This window comes from Pantoea sp. CS_6 (genome assembly GCF_041954745.1).
Classification (GTDB): Bacteria; Pseudomonadota; Gammaproteobacteria; order Enterobacterales; family Enterobacteriaceae; genus Pantoea; species Pantoea stewartii.
On record NZ_JAVAYG010000008.1, the window covers coordinates 43,473 to 69,656 of the forward strand.

At 53.0% G+C, this 26,184-nt stretch carries 26 protein-coding genes and 1 other RNA gene; 9 read left to right on the forward strand and 18 right to left on the reverse strand.

The window, feature by feature from the left end:
* Positions 1-12: 12 nt before the first annotated feature.
* Positions 13-852, reverse strand: coding sequence for a metal ABC transporter permease (locus tag RAC90_RS13400; RefSeq protein WP_006117933.1), 840 nt, complete (start codon positions 850-852; stop codon positions 13-15).
* Entirely contained in the window at positions 849-1,517 is a 669-nt protein-coding gene (locus RAC90_RS13405; protein ID WP_375124444.1) for a metal ABC transporter ATP-binding protein, read from the reverse strand. Before RAC90_RS13405 ends, RAC90_RS13400 begins: the two co-directional genes overlap by 4 nt.
* Positions 1,518-1,866: 349 nt before the next feature.
* On the opposite strand from RAC90_RS13405, the gene RAC90_RS13410 reads away from it, so the two are divergent.
* The 3 genes from RAC90_RS13410 to RAC90_RS13420 all read left to right on the forward strand — a co-directional run bounded on the left by RAC90_RS13410 (position 1,867) and on the right by RAC90_RS13420 (position 2,984).
* A complete protein-coding gene (locus RAC90_RS13410; protein ID WP_033738682.1) occupies positions 1,867-2,220 on the forward strand; it encodes a hypothetical protein in 354 nt (117 codons plus the stop codon).
* Between the two features lie 146 nt (positions 2,221-2,366).
* The gene (gene tomB, locus RAC90_RS13415; protein WP_039338473.1) at positions 2,367-2,744 is read left to right on the forward strand and encodes an Hha toxicity modulator TomB; all 378 of its coding nucleotides are present in this window, start codon (positions 2,367-2,369) and stop codon (positions 2,742-2,744) included.
* Positions 2,745-2,768: 24 nt separating this feature from the next.
* A complete protein-coding gene (locus tag RAC90_RS13420) occupies positions 2,769-2,984 on the forward strand; it encodes an HHA domain-containing protein (protein WP_006117940.1) in 216 nt (71 codons plus the stop codon).
* Between the two features lie 167 nt (positions 2,985-3,151).
* Here the strand turns inward: RAC90_RS13420 and ffs are convergent.
* Positions 3,152-3,248: signal recognition particle sRNA small type (gene ffs, locus RAC90_RS13425), an RNA gene on the reverse strand.
* A gap of 161 nt (positions 3,249-3,409) precedes the next feature.
* Here ffs and RAC90_RS13430 point away from each other — a divergent pair.
* On the forward strand, positions 3,410-3,724 hold the full coding sequence (locus tag RAC90_RS13430; RefSeq protein ID WP_033738677.1) for an MGMT family protein: 315 nt from the start codon (positions 3,410-3,412) through the stop codon (positions 3,722-3,724).
* 40 nt (positions 3,725-3,764) lie between these two features.
* Here RAC90_RS13430 and RAC90_RS13435 read toward each other — a convergent pair whose 3' ends face one another.
* Complete coding sequence (locus RAC90_RS13435; RefSeq protein WP_006117943.1) at positions 3,765-4,322, reverse strand: YbaY family lipoprotein; 558 nt, start codon at positions 4,320-4,322, stop codon at positions 3,765-3,767.
* 192 nt (positions 4,323-4,514) lie between these two features.
* Here RAC90_RS13435 and tesB point away from each other — a divergent pair, with 192 nt between their 5' ends.
* Positions 4,515-5,378, forward strand: coding sequence for an acyl-CoA thioesterase II (gene tesB, locus RAC90_RS13440; RefSeq protein WP_006117944.1), 864 nt, complete (start codon positions 4,515-4,517; stop codon positions 5,376-5,378).
* A 48-nt stretch (positions 5,379-5,426) separates the two neighbouring features.
* On the opposite strand, the gene amtB is transcribed toward tesB, so the two are convergent.
* The 5 genes from amtB to RAC90_RS13465 all read right to left on the reverse strand — a co-directional run bounded on the left by amtB (position 5,427) and on the right by RAC90_RS13465 (position 11,366).
* Positions 5,427-6,713 carry an ammonium transporter AmtB gene (gene amtB / locus RAC90_RS13445; RefSeq protein ID WP_033738675.1) on the reverse strand — a complete coding sequence of 429 codons (1,287 nt, stop codon included), beginning with the start codon at positions 6,711-6,713 and terminating at the stop codon, positions 5,427-5,429.
* Positions 6,714-6,746: 33 nt separating this feature from the next.
* Positions 6,747-7,085, reverse strand: a complete 339-nt coding sequence (gene glnK, locus RAC90_RS13450; RefSeq protein ID WP_003850469.1) for a P-II family nitrogen regulator — start codon at positions 7,083-7,085, stop codon at positions 6,747-6,749.
* A gap of 257 nt (positions 7,086-7,342) precedes the next feature.
* The gene (locus tag RAC90_RS13455; protein ID WP_205959251.1) at positions 7,343-9,118 is read right to left on the reverse strand and encodes a SmdB family multidrug efflux ABC transporter permease/ATP-binding protein; all 1,776 of its coding nucleotides are present in this window, start codon (positions 9,116-9,118) and stop codon (positions 7,343-7,345) included.
* Positions 9,111-10,880 carry a SmdA family multidrug ABC transporter permease/ATP-binding protein gene (locus RAC90_RS13460; RefSeq protein WP_375124445.1) on the reverse strand — a complete coding sequence of 590 codons (1,770 nt, stop codon included), beginning with the start codon at positions 10,878-10,880 and terminating at the stop codon, positions 9,111-9,113. The genes RAC90_RS13455 and RAC90_RS13460 overlap by 8 nt, the downstream gene beginning before the upstream one ends.
* Before the next feature lie 24 nt (positions 10,881-10,904).
* Positions 10,905-11,366, reverse strand: a complete 462-nt coding sequence (locus RAC90_RS13465) for an Lrp/AsnC family transcriptional regulator (protein ID WP_033738670.1) — start codon at positions 11,364-11,366, stop codon at positions 10,905-10,907.
* 117 nt (positions 11,367-11,483) lie between these two features.
* Between RAC90_RS13465 and RAC90_RS13470 the strand changes: the two genes are divergently transcribed.
* Together RAC90_RS13470 and queC are read left to right on the forward strand one after the other, a co-directional pair.
* Positions 11,484-12,518 carry a PLP-dependent cysteine synthase family protein gene (locus RAC90_RS13470; protein ID WP_033738668.1) on the forward strand — a complete coding sequence of 345 codons (1,035 nt, stop codon included), beginning with the start codon at positions 11,484-11,486 and terminating at the stop codon, positions 12,516-12,518.
* A 108-nt stretch (positions 12,519-12,626) separates the two neighbouring features.
* Positions 12,627-13,322 carry a 7-cyano-7-deazaguanine synthase QueC gene (gene queC / locus RAC90_RS13475; protein WP_006117951.1) on the forward strand — a complete coding sequence of 232 codons (696 nt, stop codon included), beginning with the start codon at positions 12,627-12,629 and terminating at the stop codon, positions 13,320-13,322.
* A 36-nt stretch (positions 13,323-13,358) separates the two neighbouring features.
* Here the strand turns inward: queC and RAC90_RS13480 are convergent, their stop codons facing one another.
* The 9 genes from RAC90_RS13480 to bolA all read right to left on the reverse strand — a co-directional run bounded on the left by RAC90_RS13480 (position 13,359) and on the right by bolA (position 23,747).
* Positions 13,359-13,763 (reverse strand): thioesterase family protein, encoded by a 405-nt coding sequence (locus RAC90_RS13480; RefSeq protein WP_006117953.1) that lies wholly within the window; start codon positions 13,761-13,763, stop codon positions 13,359-13,361.
* Positions 13,764-13,858: 95 nt separating this feature from the next.
* Entirely contained in the window at positions 13,859-14,182 is a 324-nt protein-coding gene (locus tag RAC90_RS13485; RefSeq protein WP_033738667.1) for a helix-hairpin-helix domain-containing protein, read from the reverse strand.
* A 139-nt stretch (positions 14,183-14,321) separates the two neighbouring features.
* The gene (ppiD, locus tag RAC90_RS13490) at positions 14,322-16,190 is read right to left on the reverse strand and encodes a peptidylprolyl isomerase (protein ID WP_039338626.1); all 1,869 of its coding nucleotides are present in this window, start codon (positions 16,188-16,190) and stop codon (positions 14,322-14,324) included.
* Positions 16,191-16,440: 250 nt separating this feature from the next.
* Positions 16,441-16,713, reverse strand: coding sequence for a nucleoid-associated protein HU-beta (hupB, locus tag RAC90_RS13495; protein ID WP_006117956.1), 273 nt, complete (start codon positions 16,711-16,713; stop codon positions 16,441-16,443).
* A 215-nt stretch (positions 16,714-16,928) separates the two neighbouring features.
* Positions 16,929-19,283 carry an endopeptidase La gene (lon, locus tag RAC90_RS13500; RefSeq protein WP_033738666.1) on the reverse strand — a complete coding sequence of 785 codons (2,355 nt, stop codon included), beginning with the start codon at positions 19,281-19,283 and terminating at the stop codon, positions 16,929-16,931.
* A 186-nt stretch (positions 19,284-19,469) separates the two neighbouring features.
* Entirely contained in the window at positions 19,470-20,741 is a 1,272-nt protein-coding gene (gene clpX, locus RAC90_RS13505; RefSeq protein ID WP_033738665.1) for an ATP-dependent protease ATP-binding subunit ClpX, read from the reverse strand.
* 132 nt (positions 20,742-20,873) lie between these two features.
* On the reverse strand, positions 20,874-21,497 hold the full coding sequence (gene clpP / locus RAC90_RS13510) for an ATP-dependent Clp endopeptidase proteolytic subunit ClpP (protein WP_058708280.1): 624 nt from the start codon (positions 21,495-21,497) through the stop codon (positions 20,874-20,876).
* Positions 21,498-21,832: 335 nt separating this feature from the next.
* Complete coding sequence (tig, locus tag RAC90_RS13515; RefSeq protein ID WP_033738663.1) at positions 21,833-23,137, reverse strand: trigger factor; 1,305 nt, start codon at positions 23,135-23,137, stop codon at positions 21,833-21,835.
* A 295-nt stretch (positions 23,138-23,432) separates the two neighbouring features.
* Entirely contained in the window at positions 23,433-23,747 is a 315-nt protein-coding gene (gene bolA / locus RAC90_RS13520; RefSeq protein ID WP_185199659.1) for a transcriptional regulator BolA, read from the reverse strand.
* A gap of 266 nt (positions 23,748-24,013) precedes the next feature.
* Here bolA and RAC90_RS13525 point away from each other — a divergent pair, with 266 nt between their 5' ends.
* Positions 24,014-24,592: a lipoprotein gene (locus RAC90_RS13525; protein WP_006117962.1), complete on the forward strand. Its 579-nt coding sequence runs from the start codon at positions 24,014-24,016 to the stop codon at positions 24,590-24,592.
* A 46-nt stretch (positions 24,593-24,638) separates the two neighbouring features.
* Positions 24,639-26,111 carry a muropeptide MFS transporter AmpG gene (ampG, locus tag RAC90_RS13530; protein WP_205951345.1) on the forward strand — a complete coding sequence of 491 codons (1,473 nt, stop codon included), beginning with the start codon at positions 24,639-24,641 and terminating at the stop codon, positions 26,109-26,111.
* The last annotated feature ends 73 nt before the right edge of the window (positions 26,112-26,184 follow it).

The following is a 26,184-nucleotide window of genomic DNA, read 5'->3' on the forward strand; positions in this document are numbered from 1 at the left end:
CGCTACCTCTGATTAATGGCGGCGCAGAATGCCACCGCACGGCCCTGTTAAGATGGAGAGAAAAAACAACATTGCGGCACTCAACACCACCGCCGGTCCGGCCGGCAGTGAAAAGTGCCAGGAAAGGACTAACCCCGTAAATGCCGACAGGACAGCCATCAACATGGCCGCGCCCAGCATCAGTACCAGATGACGGCTCCAGAATCGCGCGCTGGCGGCAGGCAACATCATCAGCCCGACCGACATCAGCGTGCCCAGCACCTGAAAACCCGCCACCAGGTTAAGCACCACCAGCGTCAGGAAAATACCGTGCACCAGCGGTGCGCTCCATTTACCTTGCGCACGCAGAAAATCCGCGTCAAAAGCGTCAATAACCAGAGGGCGATAGATCACCGCCAGCATCAAGAGGGTAAACGCGGCGATGCTGCCCACCACGATCAGGGCCGGGTTGTCCACCGCCAGCAATGAACCGAACAGGACGTGAAGCAGATCCACGCTGGAGCCACGCAGTGACACTAACGTCACGCCCAGCGCCAGCGAACCCAGATAGAAGCCGGCAAAACTCGCATCTTCTTTTAGTGGCGTATAACGGCTGACCGCACCGGACAATAACGCCACCGCCAGCCCCGCTATCAGCCCACCCACGCCCATCGCAACAAGGGATAAGCCTGAGATTAAATAGCCAATGGCGGCACCGGGCAGTACGGCATGGGATAACGCATCACCGATCAGGCTCATACGCCGTAAGGAGAGAAAGACGCCCAGCGGGGTGGCACTGAATGCCAGAGCAATACAGGCCACCAGCGCCCTGCGCATAAAGCTGAATTCAATAAAAGGTTGAATAAGCGTCACGGGGCAATGCTCCGTAACGGCGTCATAGCAACCGCACTGCGCTGATGCGATCCCTCATCCATTGACAGCACATCCGTAAAATAACGTTCAACTAACGGACGGTCATGCAACACGACCAGCAGCGTCGTGCCCGCCTGCTGCTGCTGCTGCAGAATTGACATCAGTAACGCCACCGTTTTGCTGTCAATGCCGTTAAAAGGCTCATCCAGCAGCCACAAGCGACTACGTTGCAGCATGAGCCGGGCAAACAGGACACGCTGTAGCTGGCCGCCAGACAATGTCGCGGGCTGAGCATCCGCATAATCACGCATCTGCACCGCATCCAGCGCGGCGTTTATCTCATTGCGCAGTGCCCGGTTAATGCCGCCAAACCAGCCACAGCGCGGCCAGCAGCCAATAGAAACCAGCTCAAACACGGTGAGCGGGAAACGCGTTTCCAGTTCGCTACGTTGCGGCAACCAGCTCACTTCACGGCGCGAGATCCGCACATCACACTGCCCGCTTACCGGGGGTAATAATCCGGCGATCGTCTTTATCAGGGTAGATTTACCGCTGCCGTTGGCACCGATTAAGGCAGTCATACTGCCCTGCGCCAGTTCTGTTGTCACAACGGGCGTGACCGCGCGTCCCTGATAACCTGCCTGCAAATGCCTGAACGTTATCACGGCTGCATTCCCCACCACATCGCCAGCGCCAGTACGGCGATTAACATCAATGCCACCAACAGCCGTCCACCGAGTGACATCAACAGTCCACTTTGATTCATCACTACACCAAAAATGTTATAACATAACAACCATCATACCCGATGTTGTCCGCCCACTGGCACGGCAATGTGTTTCAAAAAATAAACCAGGGCACAAATTGCCCGTATAAGGCCCAATAAGAAGCAGCAGTGAATCAATCACTTGCTTAAATGAGAGCATCACAGCGCAATATTGCTGAAGAGGGGGACTTGCAAAGCGACAAAAGAACATCAATGATGGGTCTGAAGACATTTATTATGAGTACGCTATGTCAGTAAGCATTGAATGTGATGTTGCGCAGAATGAAACGGATTGCGTAAAATTAGCTACAATCATTGAACGGAATATTCTCAAAATAACAGAATCTCTGGTTGGCGATTTGCAATGGTATTCCGCAAACGCTCAGTTAGTACCAGACAGTTTAAAAGTTATTGATGTTCAGATGACCGGACCGAATAGATTTAAGTTACTTTACGATTTCCAGTGGAATTTATTTAATCCTTGTCTGGATTTAAATGAAACCATTACGCAAAATGAACAAGTCAGTTTTCATATCGGCCCTGCCGCGCTTGTGTTTGAGCCCATTGAGAATCACCGTCCCTCACCCGGAGATGAATTGTAATATTTAGTAATGGAGGTGAGCAGAACTAATGATTTTACACTATCCTTAATGCAGTCCGTTAATTATAAGCCCAACCACCACTTCCTGGCCGCTTCACCGAACCTGGCCGCATTGCGGTAACTTTGCTAGCTACGGAGGGGAAAAAGATGGACGAATACTCACCGAAACGGCATGATATTGCCCAGCTTAAATACGTGTGTGAGAGTTTGTTTGACGCCAGTATGGCAACATTAACCGACAGCCATCATGGCTGGGTAAATGACCCTACTGCCGATGGTAATTTACAGCTGAACGATCTGATAGAGCATATCGCCTCTTTCACTATGAATTACAAAATTAAGCATGCAGAAGACGAAGCGCTGATTACCCAAATCGATGAATATCTTGATGATACTTTTATGCTATTTAGCAACTATAGCGTTAACACTCAGGATCTGCAGCGCTGGCAACGTTCAGCAAAACGTTTATTTAATCTGTTTCAAGAAGAGTGCGCTTATCTTCAACAGCCAAGCCATTCATTATAGTACTGACGTGAGAACGGTTTATTTATGAACAAAACCCTGACTAAAACTGATTATTTGATGCGACTGAGACGTTGTCGCTCAATTGACACGCTCGAAAGAGTGATTGAGAAAAATAAGTATGAATTGTCCGATGATGAATTAGCCGTATTTTACTCCGCAGCCGATCACCGCCTGGCTGAACTGACGATGAACAAACTGTATGACAAAGTCCCCGTGTCAGTATGGAAATTTGTACGCTAAGTTAATTTTTGCGTTACGTTTAATCTGATTTAACCCGCCCGTTTCTGTTTGACTCGCCTGCCGGCAATGGATCGGCCCAGGCGAGCTTTGCCTGCCTGCGAAGAAAGAGGCGTGTCAAAAAAAACGAGTGACAAGAGAGGAATCGGGTGGAGACAAAATGGTGGAGGCCCTGCCAGCTACATCCCGGCACACGCGTCACCTGCTGCGGCTGCTTCCTTCCGGACCTGACCGAGTTCACAAGCTAGCATTGCGGGAGAACCAACAGGGCCCCCATTGACAAGCCCTCATATCGAGAGCGCAGGCATTATCGGGGAAGCCTATGGCAATTGCAAGCCTGGCACGGATGACCGTTGGTTTCTTGTACGATCCCTGTAAATTACCCCCTTTATGTTAGCATTATGGTTCTTTTACTGGCAGGTAAGCCTATGGACTCAACCACTGACGGCTTTAAACAACGTATCTGGCAAATTGTGGCCGCCATTCCGCCCGGCAAGGTCACCACCTATGGCGATGTGGCATTACTGGCAGGCTCGCCCCGTGCGGCGCGCCAGGTGGGCGGCGTTCTGAGCCGCTTACCGGAAGGCAGTACGCTTCCCTGGCATCGGGTGATTAATCGTCACGGTACGCTTTCGCTCCAGGGCGAACGTTTTTTTCGTCAGCGTGAAGCGCTGGAAGCGGAAGGCGTGGAAGTTACGGAGGCAGGTCAGATCGATCTGGCTAAGTTTCGCTGGCAGTTTTAATACTGCAGGGCGGCACAGCGCGCCGCCCTGCCTCAGAGCCTTACATCGTTGTCGGTGCCGGCACGGCGGCGGACGGCGTAACCTGCGTGGGCGATGTCGGTGGCACAGTGGTGACGGCGCCAGGCTGAGTCTTCATCGGTACAGAAGGCACGGGCACTAACACCAGATCGGCTTTGGTGCCGCCCTGATTCACGACCGGTTTCACTTCTTCCGTGACAAAGGCCAGCTTGCCATTAACCGTAATAGCTGCGCTCAACAGAATGCGTGCATTTGGCTGAACATCCGCTGGGTTAAACGGCAGTATGAAATGGAACGGCGCCTGTTTCCCGTCGGTGCGAACCACGCGCTGTGCCAACACTTTGGACGGTGCATCTGCCACCGATGCATCAGACAGGGTCACTGTCAGGGCTGCATCAGGCGGTAACGCGATACGCTGACGAATATAAACCGCCCCGCTTACATTAGGCTGAGCGATGGTCGCCGTTTGTCCTGCGACCGCAGAACCCAATGTCGGTGTCGGTACCGGTTTTCCTTTATGGGCACAACCTGCGAGAGCCATTGCCATCGCGACGCCACTTAACACATGCCAGAATTTCATCGATGTCGTCTCCTTTTGATCAGAATGATTTTTAGCAGTGAATCTTTATTACAGCGTTTCACTCGCCGTATAGCTTTAATGTTGGCACAAAATCAAAAGTTTGCCTGGTTGGATGAAAGTCCAAAAGTGTGGTTGACGGAAACTGGTCGGATCTTTCACACTTAACAAAATACATTTTCTCAGGATAGCGCCATGAGTCAGGCACTCGAAAATCTGCTTAATCTTATTCATCTGGAAAAACTCGACGAGGGGTTATTTCGCGGCCAGAGCGAAGATTTGGGCCTGCGTCAGGTATTTGGTGGTCAGGTCGTTGGACAGGCTCTCTTTGCGGCCAAACAGACCGTTCCCGAGGATCGGGGCGTTCACTCCTTTCACAGCTATTTTCTTCGCCCCGGCGACAGCCAAAAGGCGATTATTTACGATGTTGAAAGTCTGCGCGACGGCAAAAGTTTCAGCGCGCGCCGCGTCAGTGCCATCCAAAATGGTCAGCCGATCTTTTATATGACGGCATCCTTCCAGTCTCCGGAAAGCGGGTTTGAACATCAAAAACCGATGCCGCAGGTTAAAGGACCGGAAAACCTGGCCAATGAGCAGCAAATGGCGCAAAAAATGGCGCATATGCTGCCGGAAAAATTACGCGAAAAATTTGTCGCTGAACGCCCGCTGGAAATCCGCCCGGTACAGATCCACAACCCGTTAAGAGGCCATGTCGATAAACCGCAGCGTCAGGTGTGGATTCGGGCCAATGGCACCCTGCCCGACGATGTGCGTATCCATCAGTACCTCCTTGGCTATGCGTCCGATCTCAACTTTCTGCCTGTGGCCTTACAACCGCATGGTAAAGGTTTTCTTGAAGCCGATATGCAGGTGGCGACCATTGATCACTCTATGTGGTTCCATCGGCCACTGAACTTCAATGACTGGCTGCTTTACAGCGTTGAAAGCACCTCAGCATCGGGTGCACGCGGCTTTGTTCGCGGGGAGTTTTACAATCAACAGGGTGAGCTGGTCGCGTCTACTGTGCAGGAAGGCGTTATGCGTCAGCGCAGCGAATAGCAAAAAGGGGCGAATCATCGCCCCTTTTTATTTATTCAGACTGACAAGTTACTGGTTGTAAGCGTTCTCGCCATGGCTGTTGACGTCCAGACCTTCGCGCTCCTGCTCTTCCGGTACGCGCAGACCGACGATCATATCGGCCAGTTTAAAGCCAATAAAGGCAACGACGGCAGACCAGACAATGGTAACGCCCACGCTCAGCAACTGAATCGCAACCTGATGGCCCATGGTCACGCCAGGCGCATAACCCACGCCGCCCAGTGAAGATGAAGCAAACACGCCGGTCAGGATACAACCGATGATGCCACAGACACCGTGGACACCAAACACATCGCAGGGATCGTCAACGCGCAGCCATTTTTTCAGCGTTGTCACGCCCCAGATACCTGCCAGACCACCCACGATACCGATGATCAGCGCGCCGCCAACACCGACATAACCACAAGCCGGCGTGATGGCAACCAGACCAGCAATAAATCCAGAACAGGCACCTAACAAAGACGGTTTACCACGCAGCGCCCACTCGCCAAAAGTCCAGGCCAGCACCGCACCCGCCGTCGCAACCACGGTATTCAGGAAGGCCAGAGCAGCAATTTCATTCGCAGCGGAAGCTGAACCGGCGTTAAAACCAAACCAGCCAACATACAGAATCGCAGTACCGGTGAATACCATCGGCAGGTTGTGTGGTTTGAATGCTTCTTTGCCAAAACCGGCACGTTTGCCCACCAGGTAAGCACCAACCAGACCGGCTACCGCAGCGTTAATGTGCACCACCGTGCCGCCCGCGAAGTCCAGTGCGCCATCCTGAGCCAGTAAGCCGCCCGCCCAGACCATATGCGCAATGGGAAGATAAGCCAGGGTCAGCCAGACACCGACAAAAATCAGCACCGCGGAGAAACGGATACGTTCCGCCAGCGCACCGACGACCAGACCGACCGTGATACAGGCAAAGGATGCCTGGAACGCGACGTGAATATACTGATAAAAGGTGCCCATGACGGCGGTCAGTGCAATGTTTTTCAGCATGGCCCAGTTGAAGCTGCCAAAGAAGGCATTGCCTTCGCTGAAGGCCAGTGAGTAGCCATAAACCACCCACAGTACGCACACCAGTGAGAAGGTCACCGCAACCTGTGTGAGCATCGACAGCACGTTTTTACTGCGGATCAGGCCGCCGTAAAACAGTGCAATCCCAGGAATTGACATAAACAGCACCAGTGCGGTGCAAATCATCATAAAGGCGTTGTCGGCTTTGTCCGCTACGGCAGGTGCCGCCATCGCCAGCGACGGTAACAGTGCCAGGCTGGTCAGGCCCAACTTGGTCAGCATTTTATTCATTTTTTTCCATCCCATCACATTACTGAGTCTTGTTTACAGTGCGGCTTCGTCGGTTTCGCCGGTACGTATGCGAATCACGCGCTGCAGTTCAGCAACGAAAATCTTGCCGTCGCCAATTTTTCCGGTGTAAGCCGCTTTACTGATTACGTCCACTACTTCGTCCAGTTGGTCATCGGCAATGGCGATATCAATTTTTACTTTCGGCAGAAAATTTACGCTGTATTCCGCCCCGCGATAGAGTTCAGCATGTCCTTTCTGACGCCCAAAACCTTTAACTTCGGAGACGGTCAGTCCCTGAATACCAATTGAAGACAATGCTTCTCGCACATCTTCCAGCTTGAACGGCTTAATCACGACGGTAACCAGCTTCATAGCCTCTCCTTAAGGATTAAAATAGGTCGGTCTCATGGACACGGAGAGACTTAAGCAAAGCCTGTGCCAGATATAATTAATGGGCAAAATCACTTTTCAGGCTGCGATGGAATCAGGGTTAGGAAACGCAGAATAAATAAGCAGAGCGCAGTAATGGGATGACTAAACGAAGCGGATGCACGCTTTTGGTGCTGTTAAGCACAAAGACGTGCATCCAAACGGGTCAACAAGGAAAAAATGCGCAAAAAAGGTGCAGATCATCCGGCGCTGGTCAGCGCCTCATCCGATTCGAGCCGATCACCTGCCTGCTGCAGCTGGTACATTTGCCAGTAACGGCCCTGCAAGGCCAGCAGCTGCTGATGATTCCCCTGCTCGACAACGCGGCCACGGTGCAAAACCAGAATCGTATCGGCCTCGGTGATAGTGGAAAGGCGGTGAGCAATCACTACCAGGGTCGTATATTGACGTAAGGTGCGCAGCGTGTGTTGGATCGCCTGCTCCGTGCCGGAGTCAATATTCGCGGTAGCTTCATCCAGTATTAAAATCTGCGGCAGTTGCACCAGCACCCGAGCCAGGGCCAGTAACTGTTTCTGCCCTACCGAGAGATTATTACCCTGCTCTCCCAGTCGGGTATGGATACCGTCAGGCAAGGCGCGCGCCAGCGGGGCCAGCTGTACCTGTTCAAGTACTGACCAGACCGCCTCTTCACTGATATCCCGACCCAGCCGTACATTCGCTAACAGCGTGTCGGCCAGCACCACCGGATCCTGCTGTACCATCGCGATACCGCGACGCAGTGCCTCATGGGAATACTGGTTAAGCGGACGATCGTCCAGGCGCACCTCGCCGCGCGTGGCGGGGTAATAGCCCATCAGCAAATTTGCCAGGGTGCTCTTGCCGCTGCCGGTATGTCCCACCAGGGCGACAAAGCCCCGCGAAGGCACGTCGAGATCAATATTACTCAGCACCTCACGATCGTCCCGGTAGGCAAAGCTCAGGTTCTCCAGCGTAATGCGCCCCGATTGCAGAGGCCGATCGTCATGACCGTAATGCTGCTGTGGCGCATCCATGAGTTCAAAAATACGTTCGCCCGCCACGACCGCCTGTTGCAGCATCGACTGCTGGGTGGTCAGTTCGATCAGCGGTTCATTGAGGCGCCCCAGGTAGGTAATAAAGGCGTAAAGCACCCCAACTTCAAACACACCCGGCACCGAAAAGCTGAACAGCAACAGTAATCCGCAGAGTATCAGCGCGGAGAACAGGCTCAGCAGCGGCCGTAGCAGAAAACCATCCAGCCTGAGCGTTTCCATGCGCGCCAGATAATGTGAACGGCTGGCCTCCAGCATGCGTTCACCAAAGCGCGCCTGCTGGCGAAACTGTTGTATCACGCTCATTCCGCTGATGACTTCATTGAAGCCATTATTAATGTCTGCCAGGTAGCTGCGTACACGACGGGCTATCGGCGTGCTGTAGCGCTGATAAATCAGCATCACAATGAGCACCATCGGGAAAATTAACATCGCCACCAGCGCCATGCGCCAGTCCAGACTAAACATCGCCACCATCATGGCACCGACCAGCGCGGCGCTACGCAGCACCGTTGCCACCACCGTGACGTACAGATCCCGAACAACTTCGGTATCATTCGTGACCCGGGAAATAATTTGCCCGACTGGCTGCGTATCAAAGGCGCCGAGCGGCTGGCGCAGTGCCGCATTCATGGCGTCGGTACGCAGGCGCTGTACCACACCAATGGCGGCCCGGTTAAACAGTAAGGCCTGCCAGTAATGCAAAGCGGCAGCCAGAAGCTGCAACAGGATAAAACTTACGACCAGTCCCGCCACCGTGCCCCACGGCATCTGATGCTTTGCGACCAGATTATCAATAAAATAGCTCACCAGAACCGGACCGGTCACTTCTGCCGCGGCCGCAATCCACAGCATCAACACGGCCAGAGACAATGACTTGCGCCACGGGCTGCCATAGCTGAGCAGGCGTTTGAGCGTTGGCCACATACGTTGTGATTTAGCCATGTGCCACCTCTTCTTCCCTCTCATCTTCGTCCAGTGCCGCTTCCAGCTGTTGGTAACGGTACATATCGCGATACCAGCCAGGCATATTTGCCAGCCCGGCATGATCGCCACGTTGTGCCACCGTGCCTTTTTGCAGCACCAGAATTTCGCTGGCCTCTGTCAGCGCCGACAAACGATGCGCACTGATAATGATCGTTCGCCCTCTGCCCCACTGCCGCAGATTATGCAGGATGTCGTGTTCAGTGCGACCATCAACCGCCGAGAGTGCATCATCAAGCACCAGAATTTCCGCATTCATCAGCAAGGCACGGGCGATGGAAATACGTTGTTTTTGACCACCCGACAGCATGACGCCGCGCTCGCCCACTTCGGTTTCATAGCCCTGCGGCAGACGCAGAATATCCTCGTGCACGCAGGCCATTTTCGCCGCCTGCTCAATCTCGTCCTGCGTGGCGTTGGGCTTACCCAACGCAATATTACGGGCCACGCTGTCCGAGAACAGGAACGGAGTTTGGCTCACCACGGCCAGGCGACTGCGCCAGCTGTCCAGACGCAGCGACGGCAGCGGGATGGCTTGGTAGCGAATATCACCTTGCTGAATGTCGAAATGACGCTGAATCAGACTCAGTAACGTGGTTTTACCACTGCCGGTCGGGCCACACAGCCCCAGCATATCGCCCGGTTTTAACTGGAACGTGACATTGCTTAATACCGCACCGGCACTGGCGGGATAATGAAACTCGCGGATAGCCACCTGCAGCGTTCCCGCTGGCTCAGGCAAGGTGTGATCACCGTCTTCCACCACTGGCGCTTCGGATAATAATGCGCGGATGCGGCTCCAGGCTGCGCTGCCTCGTTCAACGATGTTAAACATCCATGCCAGCGCCAGCATCGGCCAAATCATCAGGCCAAGATACATTACAAAGCTGGTGAGCTGGCCCAGCGTCATGTCTCCGTGCCACACCAGCCAGCTTCCGCCGCCTATCGCCAGCAGGTTGGCAAAACCAATGGCAATATAGATGGTGGGATCGAAACGCGCATCCACCCGGGCGACGCGCAGATTTTTTTCGCCGGTATCGCGTGCAATATCGGCAAACTGTTGGGACTGATGCTGCTCAAGTCCAAATGCTTTGATCATACGGATACTGGTCAGGCTCTCCTGCGTTTGATCGTTCAGGCTGGAAAAGGCAGCCTGAGCCAGTTTGAAACGGTTATGGAGTTGCTCGCCATAGCGGTGAATCACCAGTGCCATAAACGGCATCGGAATAAGCGAAATCAGCGTTAACTGCCAGCTGATTTGGGTACTCATGGCAATCAGCACAACACATCCCATCACCAGCGAATCCACCAGCGTGAGCACGCCTTCCCCGGCAGCAAAAACCACGCGATCCACATCGTTCGTGGCACGGGCAATGAGATCGCCGGTGCGATGGCGCAGGTAAAAGGCGGGCTGCTGTCGGCTGAGCTGACGGTAAAAGTCCTCGCGTAATTCGACGGCGAGTTGATAGGACGCGCCAAACAACAGCACGCGCCAGACATAACGCAGCAGATAAACCACGACGGCAGTCAGCAGCATCACCCCAATCCACATCATAATGCGGCTGGCGCTCATGCTGTGATGCGTTACGCCGTCAACCACCACGCCAACCACCCACGGCGGCAGAAGTTGCAGCACGGCAATGATGATTAATAAAGTGACGGCGCCCAGATAACGCCGCCACTCACGGATAAAATACCAACTTAACTGGCTGAATAATCGCACAAGGCAGCTCTCAATCTCAGGTAATCAGGGGGCAACCGGCAGGGCTGTAGTGTATTTGATCTCTTCCATCGCAAAGCTGGAGGTCACATCGATCAGGCCTGTTACACCATTAACTAAACGCTTATAGAAGGCATCATAACTTTTCATGTCGGCAACCTGAATACGCAGCAGATAATCATACTCCCCGGCCATGCGATAGAAGCCCATCACTTCAGGCATGCTTTGCACTACCGACACAAATTCCTGATACCAGTCTTTGCTGTGCTGGGTGGTTTTCACAAACATAAAGGCGGTAAGTGACAGGCCGAGTTTTTCATTATCAAGTAGGGCAACGCGTGCGCGGATGAAGCCATCTTCTTCCAGCTTTTTCAGGCGCTTCCAGCAGGGCGTGGTGGTGAGGTTAACCGCATCCGCCAGTACCTGGAGCGAAACTGTGCAATCCTGCTGCAGCATCGCCAGCAGTTTAAGGTCGATTTTATCTAACATGCGCACTCCGGTAGAAATTTTTTCTCCATTACGCCGATCTTACTGCAAAAGCTGCAAGCTCTTTTTCCTGCACGTGCCTTAAAATAGGGGGCTTTCACCCGGTCGGAAATAACCCTTATGTCTTCATGCTGGATACGCCACGCGATAAACGAAATCAATGCTGACTTTCAACGCTCTGCGGATACGCATCTGATCCGCTTTGCATTGCCCGATTTCCCGGGAATCGGGTTCTATCTGAAAGACGAAAGTACGCATCCCAGCGGTAGCCTGAAACACCGTCTGGCGCGGTCATTGTTTCTTTATGCTCTCGCTAATGGCTGGATCAAACAGGGTACGCCCGTGATTGAAGCGTCATCGGGCAGCACCGCCGTCTCAGAGGCGTATTTTGCCCGCCTGCTGGGCCTGCCCTTTATCGCCGTGATGCCAGCCAGTACGGCCCGACGTAAAATCGAACAAATCACGTTCTATGGTGGACAGTGTCATTTTGTGAGCGATCCCTGTCAGCTTTATGCCGAATCAGAACGGCTGGCGCGGGAACTGAATGGCCACTTCATGGATCAGTTCACCTATGCAGAGCGGGCAACTGACTGGCGCGGCAATAACAACATTGCCGAGAGTATTTTCCGCCAGATGGCGAATGAGCCTTTTCCTGTTCCTCATACGCTGATTATGAGTGCGGGAACCGGTGGGACCTCCGCCACGCTTGGCCGCTACATTCGCTATCAGGGATGCGATACCCGTTTGCTGGTTGTTGATCCGGAGCATTCCGTGTTTTACGACTACTGGCGAAACCGTGATGCCTTGCTCACCGGTCAGCGCGGCAGCATGATTGAAGGCATTGGACGTCCGCGCGTGGAACCGTCGTTTATGCCCGACGTTATTGATGAAATGATCAAAGTCCCGGATGCAGCCTCGATTGCCGCCATGCTTAAGCTGGAAACCCTGCTGGGGCGTAAACCGGGCCCGTCTACCGGCACAAACTTCTGGGGCATGATGCAGGTGGCCAAACGCCTGCGCGACAATAACCAACAGGGTTCACTGGTTACCCTGCTGTGCGACAGCGGCGAGCGCTATCCTGACACTTACTACCAGCCTGACTGGGTCGCACAACATATTGGTGATATCACGCCCTGGCAGCGCGAACTGGAATAATATTTCACCCCGCCAGGCAGATATAACCTGATGTGATCGCCGCCTGCAGCTGTTCAGCGGCGCACTCAGGTATTACCATAAGCGCAAATGTTTAAACTGGGATATCTCATGAAACGCGCTGTTGTGGTGTTTAGCGGTGGGCAAGACTCCACCACCTGTCTGGTTCAGGCTTTGCAACGTTATGATGAAGTGCACTGTGTGACCTTTGATTACGGTCAGCGTCATCGTGAAGAGATTGACGTTGCCCGCGACCTGGCCCTGAAGCTGGGTGCCCGTGCTCATAAAGTGCTGGATGTGACGATGCTGAATGCGCTGGCGGTGAGCAGCCTGACGCGTGACAGCATCCCGGTGCCATCGTATGACCCGACTGCAACCGGCCTGCCCAGCACCTTTGTCCCCGGCCGCAATATCCTGTTTCTGACCCTGGCATCAGTTTATGCCTATCAGGTTGAAGCGGAAGCGGTCATCACAGGCGTTTGCGAGACCGACTTCTCGGGCTACCCCGACTGCCGCGATGAGTTTGTCAAGGCGCTCAACCATGCCGTCAGCCTGGGCATGGCGCGTAACATTCGTTTTGAAACACCGCTGATGTGGCTTAATAAAGCCGAAACCTGGGCGCTGGCCGATTACTGGCAGCAGCTCACCTTAATCCGCGAAGACACCCTCACCTGCTACAACGGCATTAAAGGCGATGGTTGCGGCGACTGTGCCGCCTGCCATCTGCGGGCCAATGGCCTGAAGGCCTATCAGCAGGATCGCGCTGGCATTATGGCCGCCATGAAGGCCAAAACCGGTCTGGAATAATACTTTTGCGGCGACGATGGCGTGTCGCCGCCTTAATCAGGCCGGCTTCATTAATCTTTCCAGTCGCTGCCGCAGTTCTCCTTCGAGCGGAACGGCTTTTTGCGTGCGAAGATCAATGCACACAAACGTCAGTGCAGCATCCGCGACCACCGTTTCACTGCCCGCTAACAAAATGTGTTGAGTGATGATGCCACTTTTCCCATTGAGTTGCTTAATATCACTGCTGACCTCCAGTACGTCGCCCAATACGGCCGGGCGACGATAATTGATATTGATGTTTACCACCACAAAAGCCAGTTTTTGCTCAAGCAGCCAGGTAAAGGCCTCTGCTTCTTCCAGCCATTGCCAGCGCGCTTCCTCTAAAAACTCCAGATAACGCGCATTGTTAACATGCTGGTAAACATCCAGATGGTAGCCGCGCACTTTTATCGTGGTCTGCATGATCCTTCTCCTGCTGCTTATTGACTGGTTGGACCTGTTCACTCTAGCAGAGTCCCGCCCTGACAGCAGGTTAAGCATCAGAGTTGCGCTTCACTTCACAATTTTAACCGTGAGGCATTTCGCTCCACCAGCGCGTGACCAAAGCCAGGCACGTCTTTCAGTTGATCCACCGCCGTGAACGGCCCGTATTCTTCACGATAGCTGACGATAGACTGCGCCTTTTTCAGACCAACGCCATTCATCACCGCCGAGAGTTGCTCCGCCGTGGCTTCATTGATACTGACCTGCTCCTGATGCGGCATTGAAACCTGTGCAGCCTGTGTCTCACTGGGGGTTTCCGCCGCTGCCAGTGGCGTTTGAACGAGGGCGCCACACAGGGCGAGGGAAAGATAAAAGGCATGTAAGTGGGTTTTAGCCATGCTGTGTTTCTCCTTGTGTTAAACAGCAGGCTCAGCGTGTCATGTCCGCTAAACAGACTCAAAGGGCAACGTTCTAAAATGGAAAAGGCCGCATAAGCGGCCTTTAGTCATTTCAGCTGTTACCTGAATTTTGCGAGGATTACTGCATTTGAGCAGCGGCACCGTATTTGATTTTGGCCGCTTTACGCAGGTTTTGCAGTAAGGCTTCAAAGGTCAGTTGCGCGTTGTTTTGCGTGACGCCTTTGACCATCTCGTCAATCTGCGCCTGAGGCAGGCTACCGGTCGTAACCTTATTCACCGCGATCAGCACCACATTGCCTTGCATGTCCTCACCCACGCCCCATGACGGTTTGTTATCCGCTGGCTCTGGCAGGTTGAAGGCAGCCTGAGCAACGGGATCCTGCGTGTTACGGTCAACCGTTTTGCTGGCGCTTAACGTCAGACCTGCGGCTTTCAGCACATCCGGTTTACCGGCTTTCAGCTCGGCTAACAGTTTATCAGCCTGGGCTTTTGCCTGTTGCGTCGCTTTATCATGCTTGATCGTCTCGGTGATTTGCGCTTTTACCTTGTCGAGGGGTTCCACCGCTTCGGGTTTATGCGCACTGATACGCAGCACAAAGGCACGATCGCCATCGACATTGATGATGTCAGAGTTATTTCCGGGCGCACCGTTTTGTCCCACTAACCCACCATTGAAGATGGCCTGCTTAACGGCATCAAAGTCGAGATCTTTAGGCACATCGTCACGGCTGAACCAGCCTGTTTCTGTGGCCTTCATACCTGACGCCTGCTCTGCACCAGCCAGCGACTCATTATCATTGCTCGCGGCTTCACTGACTTTCTGCTGCAGTTTGTAGAATTCCGCCTGTGCTTTATCCTGTTTGACCGCGTCCGCGATCTCATCACGTACTTCCGCCAGCGGTTTAACCTGCTCAGGCTTGATGTCGTCAAGACGGGCAATCAGGAAACCCACAGAAGACTTGATTACACCGGAAAGCTGACCCTTTTCTTTCAGTCCCGCATTCTTCAGCTCGTCTGGCGTCGTTGACGGCTCAAGCCAGCCCATATCGCCGCCTTTACGGGAAGAGATTGGGTCAATGGATTTGGTTTTTGCCAGTTCCGCGAAATCCGCGCCGCCTTTCAGCTGCGCCAGAATAGCGTCGGCATCGGCTTCGGTTTTGGTCTGAATCACGCTGTAACGATCGCGCTGGGGCTGCGTGTAGTCCGCTTTATGTTGATCGTACCAGGCCTGAATATCCGCATCGCTGGCATTTTCCTGCATGCTGGCGGCATCCAGTTTGATATAGCTTACGCGGAACTGCTCAGGGGCCATAAAGCTGCTTTTATGCTGCTGATAATACTGGTTGATTTCGTCGTCATTGACGGTTTGCTTTGCAGCCAGAGCATTCACATCGAGGGTAGCCGTCTGAATATCACGCTTTTGCGCCACCAAATCCACCAGCTTAGTGGTTTCATTTTTCAGCATAAAATCGGTATTCGCGACCGCATTGATCAGCTGCTGGGTGGCCAGTTGTTTACGCAACGCTTCGGCATACTGATCCGGCGTGAATCCCATATTGCGGATCATCGCATTGTATTTAGCATTATCGAACTTGCCGTTGGTCTGAAACGCAGACTGGCTGAAGATAGCCTGTTTGACCTGATCGTCACTGATGGCAATATGCAGATCTTTTATGTAGGTATCCAGTAATGCCTGGTCAATCAGCTGAGACAGCGCCTGCTGGCGCATCTGCTGCATGTAACCTTCGTTGCCCGCAAGCTGCGAGAACTGATCACCCAGCATCTGCTGCTGACGATTGCGCTCGTTGTTGAACGCCTGCTCTAACTGCGCACGGCTGATCTCCTGGCCATTAACTTTGGCCGCATAATCGTTGTTACCGCCAATCAGATAGTTGCCAACGCCGGTCAGCACAAAGGAGAGAATGATCAACCCCAAAATAATCTTGAGCACGACATGGTTCGACGCCGCGCGTAAATTGTCCATCATGGTATGACAACACTCCGCTGTAGTGTGAATGTAAAGCCCTGCCGCAATAACACCATCTTCCCGACGCATTACTCCGCTGCAAGTCTGGCTGGCAGCATGCATCCTGTTGAGACAAGTCTCGCAACCTTAAACCGCCTCTCCGGATGTAAAAAAGGCACATCTTATTGATGTGCCCGTATGTTACATGAGAACGCGTTAACCGTCCTCTAATCCACTCAAGAAAATGTGTTATTGAGTGGTGGCGTTGTCATTAGTTGACAGCGTCTTTCAGTGCCTTACCTGCACGGAAACCCGGTACTTTACCTGCCGGGATAGTAATCTCTTTACCGGTTTGTGGGTTACGGCCGGTGCGCGCTGCACGCTCACGTACTGAGAAAGTGCCGAAACCTACCAGCGCCACTTCATCTCCGCTTTTCAGCGCGTCAGAAACAGAGCCCATAAATGCATCTAAAACACGTCCTGCTGCTGCTTTAGAAATGTCGGCATCGGCAGCAATTTTATCGATCAGTTGTGACTTATTCACTCTATTCATCCCCTCTTTATTATTTCACATCGTACCCACGCTTCCTGTCGGGCACGAACGCGCAGCAAGTTATATCAAGCCTTATATGCCGAAACAACGGTAATCCTCTTATAACATTGCTTCAGCAGCCACCTAAATTAGCGGGACAAAAAAAAGCTGGCAAGCACCAATTGGTGTTGCCAGCGCGGCTTTTTAACGCTTTATGCCATTAATCACTATTTTGCGGTAGCTACCTGCATACCGTAAGGCGCGTTTTCCAGTGCCAGGTTCAGCACTTCCTCAATACGTTTGACCGGATGAATTTCCAGATCGGCAATCACGTTCTGAGGAATTTCTTCCAGATCGCGTTTGTTTTCGTCCGGGATCAGCACCACTTTAATACCACCGCGGTGTGCCGCCAGCAGCTTCTCTTTCAGCCCGCCGATAGGCAGGACCTGACCACGCAGGGTGATCTCGCCGGTCATCGCGACGTTTGAACGCACCGGGTTACCGGTCAGGCAGGACACCAGGGCAGTACACATGGCAATACCGGCACTGGGACCATCTTTCGGCGTCGCGCCTTCCGGTACGTGCACATGGATATCGCGTTTTTCATAGAAATCGCCATTGATGCCCAGTTTTTCCGCCCGGGCGCGGACGACAGTCAGCGCGGCCTGAATGGATTCCTGCATGACTTCGCCCAGCGAACCGGTATAAGTCAGCTTGCCTTTGCCCGGTACACAGGCGGTTTCAATGGTCAGCAAATCGCCACCCACTTCCGTCCATGCCAGACCTGTTACCTGACCCACGCGGTTTTCGCTGTCGGCGCGGCCATAGTCAAAACGCTGCACCCCAAGGAAATCCTTCAGGTTTTCACCATTAATGGTGATGTGCTTTTTGGTTTTGTCCATCAGCAGCGTTTTCACTGCTTTACGGCACAGCTTGGACAGTTCACGTTCCAGGCTACGCACACCGGCTTCACGCGTGTAGTAACGAATGATGCCGATGATGGCGCTGTCTTCGACGGTGATCTCAGACGATTTCAGGGCGTTACGCTCAATCTGCTTCGGCAGTAAATGCTGCTTGGCGATATTGAGTTTTTCGTCCTCGGTATAGCCAGACAGACGAATCACTTCCATACGATCCAGCAGTGGAGCCGGAATGTTCATGGAGTTCGACGTCGCCACAAACATCACATCAGACAGATCGTAATCGACTTCCAGATAGTGATCGTTAAAGGCGATGTTCTGTTCAGGATCCAGCACTTCCAGCAGCGCTGAGGCCGGATCGCCGCGCATATCCGACGACATTTTGTCGATTTCATCCAACAGGAACAGCGGGTTTTTCACGCCGACTTTCGCCATCTTCTGAATCAACTTGCCCGGCATAGAGCCAATATAGGTACGGCGATGACCGCGAATTTCCGCTTCATCCCGCACGCCGCCGAGGGCCATGCGTACATACTTACGCCCGGTTGCTTTCGCAATAGACTGACCAAGCGAGGTTTTACCCACGCCCGGCGGTCCCACCAGACACAGAATCGGCCCTTTAATTTTGCTGACGCGACTTTGCACCGCAAGGTACTCAAGGATGCGGTCTTTGACGCGTTCCAGGCCATAATGGTCGGTATCCAGCGTTTCCTGGGCTTTGCGCAGATCTTTCTTCACTTTGCTGCGCGCATTCCACGGAACCTGAACCATCCAGTCGATATAGCCGCGCACCACGGTCGCCTCGGCAGACATCGGCGACATCATTTTTAGCTTCTGCAGTTCTGCTTCAGCTTTCTCACGCGCTTCCTGCGGCATTTTGGCCGCATCGATTTTACGTTTTAACGCTTCGTACTCGTCAGGCGTATCATCCATCTCGCCCAGCTCTTTCTGAATGGCCTTCATCTGCTCATTCAGGTAGTACTCACGCTGGCTCTTTTCCATCTGCTTTTTGACGCGATTGCGAATGCGTTTCTCAACCTGCAGCAGATCGATTTCAGATTCCATCATGGCCATCAGATATTCCAGACGTTCATTGACGTCTGACATCTCCAGCACTGACTGTTTATCCGCGAGTTTTAATGGCATGTGCGCCGCCACCGTATCCGCCAGGCGCGCCGCATCATCAATATTGTTGAGTGACGTTAAGACCTCAGGCGGGATCTTTTTATTCAGTTTAATATAGCCTTCAAACTGATTGATCGCCGTGCGCACCAGCACTTCCTGCTCGCGCTCTTCAATCTCCGGAGAGACCAGATATTCCGCCTGGGCGACAAAATGGTCACCGTTGTCAGCCAGCGTAGTGATATTGGCACGCTGTAAACCTTCAACCAGCACTTTTACCGTTCCGTCTGGCAGTTTTAACATCTGCAGTACGGAGGCAATGGTACCCACTGAAAAAAGATCGTTTATGCCAGGTTCATCCGTTGAAGCCTCTTTCTGTGCGACCAGCATGATCTTTTTATCATGATCCATTGCGGCTTCGAGGCACCGAATTGATTTTTCCCGGCCAACAAACAACGGAATTACCATGTGCGGATAAACTACCACGTCGCGCAACGGCAGGACGGGGATTTCAATGCGTTCAGAACGCTCAGGATTCATAGAGCTCTCTCTTAGTTTAGTGTCCGCAAGGTGATGGGTACCGCATCAGGCAGGTGTGCGGTCAAACCCACAGGTGTCTGAGTATATGGGGATGATTGTCAGACATTCAATGTCACAACGGTGAGAAATGCAAAAGGGGAAAGATTTTCCCCTTTATAGATGGCACAATGTGGACGATTTGTTTATTTATTCGCCAGAAGCCTGAGCTTCGTGCTTGCCATAAATCAGCATGGGTTCAGACTGACCTTCAATCACCGACTCATCAATCACCACTTTCTCGACATCTTCCATGGACGGCAGATCGTACATGGTTTCGAGCAGCGCGCCCTCCACGATAGAACGCAGACCGCGCGCACCGGTTTTACGTGACATCGCCTTTTTAGCAATCGCCGTCAGGGCTTCGTCACGGAACTCCAGCTCAACGCCTTCCAGGTTAAACAACGCCTGATACTGCTTGGTGAGTGCGTTTTTCGGCTCACGAAGAATCTGAATCAGCGCTTCCTCACTCAGTTCATTGAGCGTGGCTACCACAGGCAGACGGCCAATGAATTCTGGGATCAGGCCAAATTTGATCAGATCTTCCGGCTCACATTGCGCCAGTAACTCGCCTTCTGTTGCCTTCTGTGATTTACCTTTCACCGTTGCGCCAAAGCCAATGCCTGAACCGGTTTCAACGCGCTGCGAGATAACCTTATCCAGACCGGCGAAGGCGCCACCACAGATAAACAGAATCTTAGAGGTATCGACCTGCAAAAACTCCTGCTGCGGATGCTTACGGCCACCCTGCGGCGGCACGGCGGCGACGGTGCCTTCAATCAACTTCAGTAACGCCTGCTGCACACCCTCACCCGATACGTCGCGGGTGATCGATGGGTTGTCTGATTTACGTGAAATTTTATCGATTTCATCGATATAGACGATACCACGTTGGGCTTTCTGCACATCGTAGTCACATTTTTGCAGCAGCTTCTGGATGATATTTTCGACGTCTTCCCCCACATAACCGGCTTCGGTCAGCGTGGTTGCATCCGCCATGGTAAAAGGCACATCCAGTAAACGGGCCAGGGTTTCAGCCAGCAACGTTTTACCGCTACCGGTCGGACCGATCAGCAGAATGTTACTTTTGCCCAGTTCGATACCGTTGCTGGTATCCCCGTTGCGTAAACGTTTGTAGTGGTTGTACACCGCCACGGCCAGGACTTTTTTGGCCCGTTCCTGACCAATAACATAATCGTCGAGGTGATGGCGGATCTCATGCGGCGTAGGCAGCGCACTACGTTCGCGATGCGGGGCAACCTCTTTAATCTCTTCGCGAATAATGTCGTTACACAGATCAACGCACTCATCGCAGATATACACTGACGGCCCGGCAATCAGCTTACGCACTTCATGCTGGCTTTTGCCGCAAAAAGAGCAGTACAGCAACTTTCCTGAACCGTCTTTGCGCTTATCTGTCATCAGTTAACCTCTTCTTGTTCTCAGGCCGTACCAGCCGTACAGCACTGGCCGTGGGTACACGGCCGATGTTCATTCAACCCGTCATTATCTTGTCCTGTTAACTATAGACCAGAGACAAGGTGAAGTTAGGGCTTATTGGCGATGCGTCAGGATTGAATCGACCAATCCATACTCTACCGCTTCGCTGGCGGAGAGGAAACGGTCACGCTCAGTGTCACGCTCAATTTCTTCCAGTGACTTACCGGTATGTTCCGCCATCAGCTCGTTCATGCGCTGCTTCACTTTCAAAATTTCACGCGCATGAATCTCAATGTCGGTCGCCTGTCCCTGATAGCCACCCAGCGGTTGGTGAATCATCACGCGTGAGTTTGGCAGGCAGAAACGCTTGCCTTTCGTCCCGGCTGTCAGCAGGAAAGCCCCCATTGAGCAGGCCTGGCCCATACAAATGGTGCTGACGTCAGGCTTGATAAACTTCATGGTGTCATAAATTGACATGCCAGCCGTAATGACGCCACCCGGTGAGTTGATATAAAGGTAAATATCTTTTTCCGGGTTCTCCGCTTCCAGAAACAGCATCTGGGCCACAATCAGGTTAGCCATGTGATCTTCTACCTGACCGGTTAAGAAGATAACGCGCTCTTTAAGCAGACGGGAATAGATGTCGTATGAACGCTCGCCGCGCGAGGTTTGCTCGACCACCATTGGCACCAACGCATTTTGCGGTGCAGTAAACTCACGATCGCCACTGTATGACATTACCGTCTCCTGGATAAATTTCATTGGCAACATTCTGTACCGATTTTACGTAAGACGAGCAACAAAAACTATGCTCTGCCTCTTACCGACAACATCAGGACGGTTAATCAGTCAGCCGAACTGTTTTTTGCATACTCCCTCTATCTTGGGATAGTGCTCAGTTGTTTCAAGCATAACAACCTTTTCATCAATCGCTAACCCGGAAAAAGCGATGCGTGAACAATTCGCCTAAAAATTAATCAAATAGCGACAGACCCGTTGCCAGAAAGCGTATTACAGAAAAAAGCCCGCGACTTTTCAGGCGCGGGCTTTAGCACAAGGGGTTAAACGGACGATCAGGCCTGAGCGGTCTGATTCATCAGTTCCTGGAAGTTAGTTTCTTTTTCAGAAACTTTGGCTTTCGCCAGCACAGCTTCAACCGCCTGCTCTTCCAGCGCCACATTGCGCATGTTGTTCATCAGCTCGTTATTTTTGCTGTAGAACTCGATCACTTCCTGCGGATCTTCGTAAGCAGACGCCATTTCTTCGATCAGCACTTTAACGCGATCTTCATCGGCTTTCAGCTCGTGCGTGCGAATCACTTCGCCCAGCAGCAGACCAACCACAACGCGACGCTTCGCCTGCTCTTCGAACAGTTCGCGTGGCAGTTCCAGCGCTTGCTTCTCGTTACCACCAAAGCGTTGTGCAGCCTGACGACGCAGAACGTCGATTTCGCTGTCGATCAGCGCAGCAGGCACATCAATAGGGTTCGCTTCAACCAGACCGTCGATAGCCTGTGTCTTCACGCGGTTACGAATCGCGCCTTTCAGCTCACGTTCCATGTTCTTACGCACTTCCGCACGCAGGCCCGCAACCGAACCATCTTCCACGCCGAAACGCTTGATGAATTCTTCGGTCAGTTCTGGCAGTTCGCGCGTTTCCACTTTCTTCAGCACGATCTCGAACTTCGCGTCTTTCCCTTTCAGGTTTTCCGCGTGGTAGTCGTCAGGGAATTTCACGTCGATAGTGAAGGTTTCGCCTGCTTTGTGACCCACAACGCCTTCTTCAAAGCCTGGGATCATACGGCCCTGGCCCATGGCCAGAACGAAGTCAGATGCTTTACCGCCTTCAAATTCTTCGCCGTCAACAGAACCGGTGAAATCGAGGGTAGCGCGGTCTTCAGCACCCGCTGCAGCGTCGGTTTCAATCCAGTTAGCCTGCTGCTTGCGCAGCGTTTCCAGCATGGTATCGACATCGGCGTCGGTCACTTCGACCTGAGGCTTTTCAACTTCGATGTTTTCCAGGCCTTTCAGCTCAACTTCTGGATACACTTCGAACTCAACCGCATAGGTGAAGTCCTGACCTTCTTTATATTCGCCTGGCACATAGTTAGGCGCGCCAGCCGGATTGATCTTCTCTTTGATGATGGCGTCAACAAAGTTACGCGTCATCAGATCGCCCAGCACGTCCTGGCGCACAGAAGCACCGTAGCGCTGCGCGACGATGTTCATGGGCACTTTGCCTTTACGGAAACCATCGATACGGACTTTCTTCGCCACATCCACCAGTTCTTTTTTAACGGCGCTTTCGATGCTGTCAGCTGCGACAGTAATCGTAATGCGACGGCCCAGGCCCTGAGTGGTTTCTACAGAAACTTGCATCTTGTTACCTCAAAAAATCACGTGCTCGGTCAACTTCAGACACCACACATTAATTAATGCGCCGTATCTAACAACCGGGACGGCTTCCGTGAAGAGAACCTGATCCCTGTTACCAGAAGCGTCCCGAAGACATTCCGGAAAAATAGACGCAGCATTATAGCGGCATCACTGAGATGAGTCGAGGACGCTAAGTCACCACTTTTCAGGGAGTTTGCTGCTTTTTTGAGCCAGGTAACGCGTTTAGCAAGGATAAAAACACAAAAACGGCCCGCAGGCCGTTTAAAAAGAGGGGATGCTATGCGAGTGTGCCCGCGCCGCGACAGTTCGGCGAAGCGAGTACCGTATCCTGCAATCCTTCCCACTCTTTCAGGGTATAAGTATGCAAGGCCAGTGCGTGAACACTTCCCGCCAGCTCAGCACTGAGTTCACCATAAATTGCGCGATGACGGGCGAGAAAACGCTGACCGGTAAAAACGTCGCTGACAATCACCACTTTGAAATGGCTTTCGGAACCGGCAGGCACATTGTGTCGGTAGCTTTCATCATGCACTTCCAGATGAGCCGGCTCAAAAGCCTGGCGCAGCTTCTCTTCTATCTGTTCTCGAATCATGGTTTTACCCTCAATGGCGAGCGCTGTGCCCCATCTGTTTAAATATTAGTCCGTTTTTGGCTGCGCAACGCGACAGCGGACGCAATATTATCACTCCGTCGCCCTCTTCGCTTGTGCCTTGTCAGGCGGGGAATATGAAAAGGTAGAGAGCAAGAAAAAGCGCCTTGCGCGGTTTACCTTGTAGCAAAGGGCTTTATTCACTGCACCGCTTTGCTATGATGGCCGCAGTTTTTGCACACCAACCCATGACACTAACGAGAAAGCGTATGTTGAAAAAACTGTTATTCCCGCTGCTGGCTGCTTTTATCCTGGCCGGTTGCGCTTCCAGCAACAACACATTGACCATTCAACCTAAGATTCAGCTGCCACAGCGCGATCCGAGCCTGATGGGCATTACGGTGAGTATCAACGGCGCCGATCAGCGTCGCGATCAGGCGCTGGCAAAAGTTAATCGCGATGGACAACTGGTCAGCCTGACCCCGTCGCGCGATCTGCGTTTCTTACTTCAGGAAGTGCTGGAGAAACAAATGACAGCGCGCGGCTATATGGTCGGTCCTAATGGCGCGGTTGATCTGCAAATCATCGTCAATAATCTGTATGCCGACGTCACCCAGGGTGATGTGCGTTACAGCATTACCACCAAGGCGGATATCTCTATCGTGGCGACCGCGAAAAATGGCAATAAACAGATTAAAAATTACCGCCAGACCTACAGCGTAGAAGGGGCTTTCAGCGCCACCAATCAGAAAATCACCAATGCGGTGAATTCTACGCTGAGCGACGTGATCGCCGATATGGCGCAGGACACCAGCGTCAACGACTTCATCAAACAAAACGCCCGTTAATCAGGTCTTTTGCCCGGCACCCGGCCGGGCACTTTTCAAGGTCAGTATGAATCACTACTTCCGTGTCTTCCGCCAAAAAAATGCAGCCATTTTACTCCTTCTGGGATTCGCATCAGGTTTGCCTCTGGCCTTAACCAGCGGGACGCTGCAGGCGTGGATGACGGTTGATAATATCGATTTGAAAACCATCGGATTCTTTTCACTGGTGGGCCAGGCCTATGTGTTTAAGTTTCTCTGGTCCCCCCTGATGGATCGCTTCACGCCGCCGCTTCTTGGTCGGCGCAGAGGCTGGTTGCTCATTACGCAACTGGCACTGGTGGCCAGCATTGTGGCAATGGGCTTTTTGCAGCCCAGCCGGGATTTAACCCTGATGGCGGCACTGGCGGTACTGATTGCATTCTGTTCTGCGTCACAGGATATCGTCTTCGATGCCTGGAAAACGGATGTGTTGCCGCCGGAAGAACGCGGAAGTGGCGCTGCCATCACGGTGTTAGGCTATCGCCTGGCAATGTTGATATCGGGCGGTCTGGCCCTGTGGCTGGCCGATCGCTATCTCGGCTGGGAGGCGACTTACTGGCTCATGGCCCTGCTCCTGCTGCCCTGTCTTATCGCAACCTGTCTTGCCAAAGAGCCGGACAACGCGCAGGCCGCGCCGCGTACGCTACGTCAGGCGGTTGTCGATCCTCTGCACGATTTTTTTAATCGCAACAACGCCTGGCTGCTGATCACGCTCATCATTCTTTACAAGCTCGGCGATGCATTTGCCGCCTCTCTCACCACCACCTTTTTGATTCGCGGCGTGGGATTTAATCCGGGCGACGTCGGGCTGGTAAACAAAACGCTGGGCTTGCTGGCGACCATCATTGGCGCGCTTTATGGCGGCATGCTGATGCAGCGCCTGAGCCTGTTTCGCGCGTTAATGATTTTTGGCCTGCTCCAGGCGGTGTCGAATTTCGGCTACTGGCTGCTGGCGGTCACCGACAAACACCTCTGGAGCATGGCGAGCGCGGTCTTTATTGAGAACCTGTGTGGCGGAATGGGAACCGCTGCGTTTGTCGCGCTGCTGATGACGCTGTGTAATAAGTCCTTCTCGGCGACGCAGTTCGCCCTGCTGTCTGCGCTTTCAGCGGTAGGCCGGGTTTACGTGGGACCTGCAGCCGGTTATCTGGTCGAGATCTGGGGCTGGCCAACGTTCTATGCCTTTACCGTTTTCGCCGGTCTGCCGGGCCTGGCCCTGCTGGCTTTTTGTCGCGGTACACTGGACTTTACCCAAAAAACCGGCCAGTTTTTGCCGCGCCGCTATTTTTCCACAGGCTACCGCTGGACGAAACGGCTGTTTGCAGGCGGATGCGGGTTACTGGCGCTGTGGCTGCTGTCGCTGGCGCTGAATGCAACGGGCATGCTCACGCTTTCAGCGTGGCTGGCTCCGCTGTTTGAAGCCGGTATGGCGCTGGCGCTTTGCGGTGTGCTGTCCGGCGTGGTGCTGGATTATCGCGCATTGAGAAAGGCCGGGAATTGACCTTTTGCCTCATAATCGCACAGTCGCAGGTGCCATTTCAGCCAATTGGTTAAGCGAACCTAATTTGTCTTTG

Bases quoted from the DNA above. Each gene is read 5' to 3' on its own strand.
- RAC90_RS13410 (WP_033738682.1), top strand. From the start codon at position 1,867: ATGTCAGTAAGCATTGAATGTGATGTTGCGCAGAATGAAACGGATTGC.
- tomB (WP_039338473.1), top strand. From the start codon at position 2,367: ATGGACGAATACTCACCGAAACGGCATGATATTGCCCAGCTTAAATAC.
- RAC90_RS13420 (WP_006117940.1), top strand. From the start codon at position 2,769: ATGAACAAAACCCTGACTAAAACTGATTATTTGATGCGACTGAGACGT.
- RAC90_RS13430 (WP_033738677.1), top strand. From the start codon at position 3,410: ATGGACTCAACCACTGACGGCTTTAAACAACGTATCTGGCAAATTGTG.
- RAC90_RS13435 (WP_006117943.1), bottom strand. From the start codon at position 4,322: ATGAAATTCTGGCATGTGTTAAGTGGCGTCGCGATGGCAATGGCTCTC.
- tesB (WP_006117944.1), top strand. From the start codon at position 4,515: ATGAGTCAGGCACTCGAAAATCTGCTTAATCTTATTCATCTGGAAAAA.
- amtB (WP_033738675.1), bottom strand. From the start codon at position 6,713: ATGAATAAAATGCTGACCAAGTTGGGCCTGACCAGCCTGGCACTGTTA.
- glnK (WP_003850469.1), bottom strand. From the start codon at position 7,085: ATGAAGCTGGTTACCGTCGTGATTAAGCCGTTCAAGCTGGAAGATGTG.
- RAC90_RS13455 (WP_205959251.1), bottom strand. From the start codon at position 9,118: ATGGCTAAATCACAACGTATGTGGCCAACGCTCAAACGCCTGCTCAGC.
- RAC90_RS13465 (WP_033738670.1), bottom strand. From the start codon at position 11,366: ATGTTAGATAAAATCGACCTTAAACTGCTGGCGATGCTGCAGCAGGAT.
- RAC90_RS13470 (WP_033738668.1), top strand. From the start codon at position 11,484: ATGTCTTCATGCTGGATACGCCACGCGATAAACGAAATCAATGCTGAC.
- queC (WP_006117951.1), top strand. From the start codon at position 12,627: ATGAAACGCGCTGTTGTGGTGTTTAGCGGTGGGCAAGACTCCACCACC.
- RAC90_RS13480 (WP_006117953.1), bottom strand. From the start codon at position 13,763: ATGCAGACCACGATAAAAGTGCGCGGCTACCATCTGGATGTTTACCAG.
- RAC90_RS13485 (WP_033738667.1), bottom strand. From the start codon at position 14,182: ATGGCTAAAACCCACTTACATGCCTTTTATCTTTCCCTCGCCCTGTGT.
- ppiD (WP_039338626.1), bottom strand. From the start codon at position 16,190: ATGATGGACAATTTACGCGCGGCGTCGAACCATGTCGTGCTCAAGATT.
- lon (WP_033738666.1), bottom strand. From the start codon at position 19,283: ATGAATCCTGAGCGTTCTGAACGCATTGAAATCCCCGTCCTGCCGTTG.
- clpX (WP_033738665.1), bottom strand. From the start codon at position 20,741: ATGACAGATAAGCGCAAAGACGGTTCAGGAAAGTTGCTGTACTGCTCT.
- clpP (WP_058708280.1), bottom strand. From the start codon at position 21,497: ATGTCATACAGTGGCGATCGTGAGTTTACTGCACCGCAAAATGCGTTG.
- tig (WP_033738663.1), bottom strand. From the start codon at position 23,137: ATGCAAGTTTCTGTAGAAACCACTCAGGGCCTGGGCCGTCGCATTACG.
- bolA (WP_185199659.1), bottom strand. From the start codon at position 23,747: ATGATTCGAGAACAGATAGAAGAGAAGCTGCGCCAGGCTTTTGAGCCG.
- RAC90_RS13525 (WP_006117962.1), top strand. From the start codon at position 24,014: ATGTTGAAAAAACTGTTATTCCCGCTGCTGGCTGCTTTTATCCTGGCC.
- ampG (WP_205951345.1), top strand. From the start codon at position 24,639: ATGAATCACTACTTCCGTGTCTTCCGCCAAAAAAATGCAGCCATTTTA.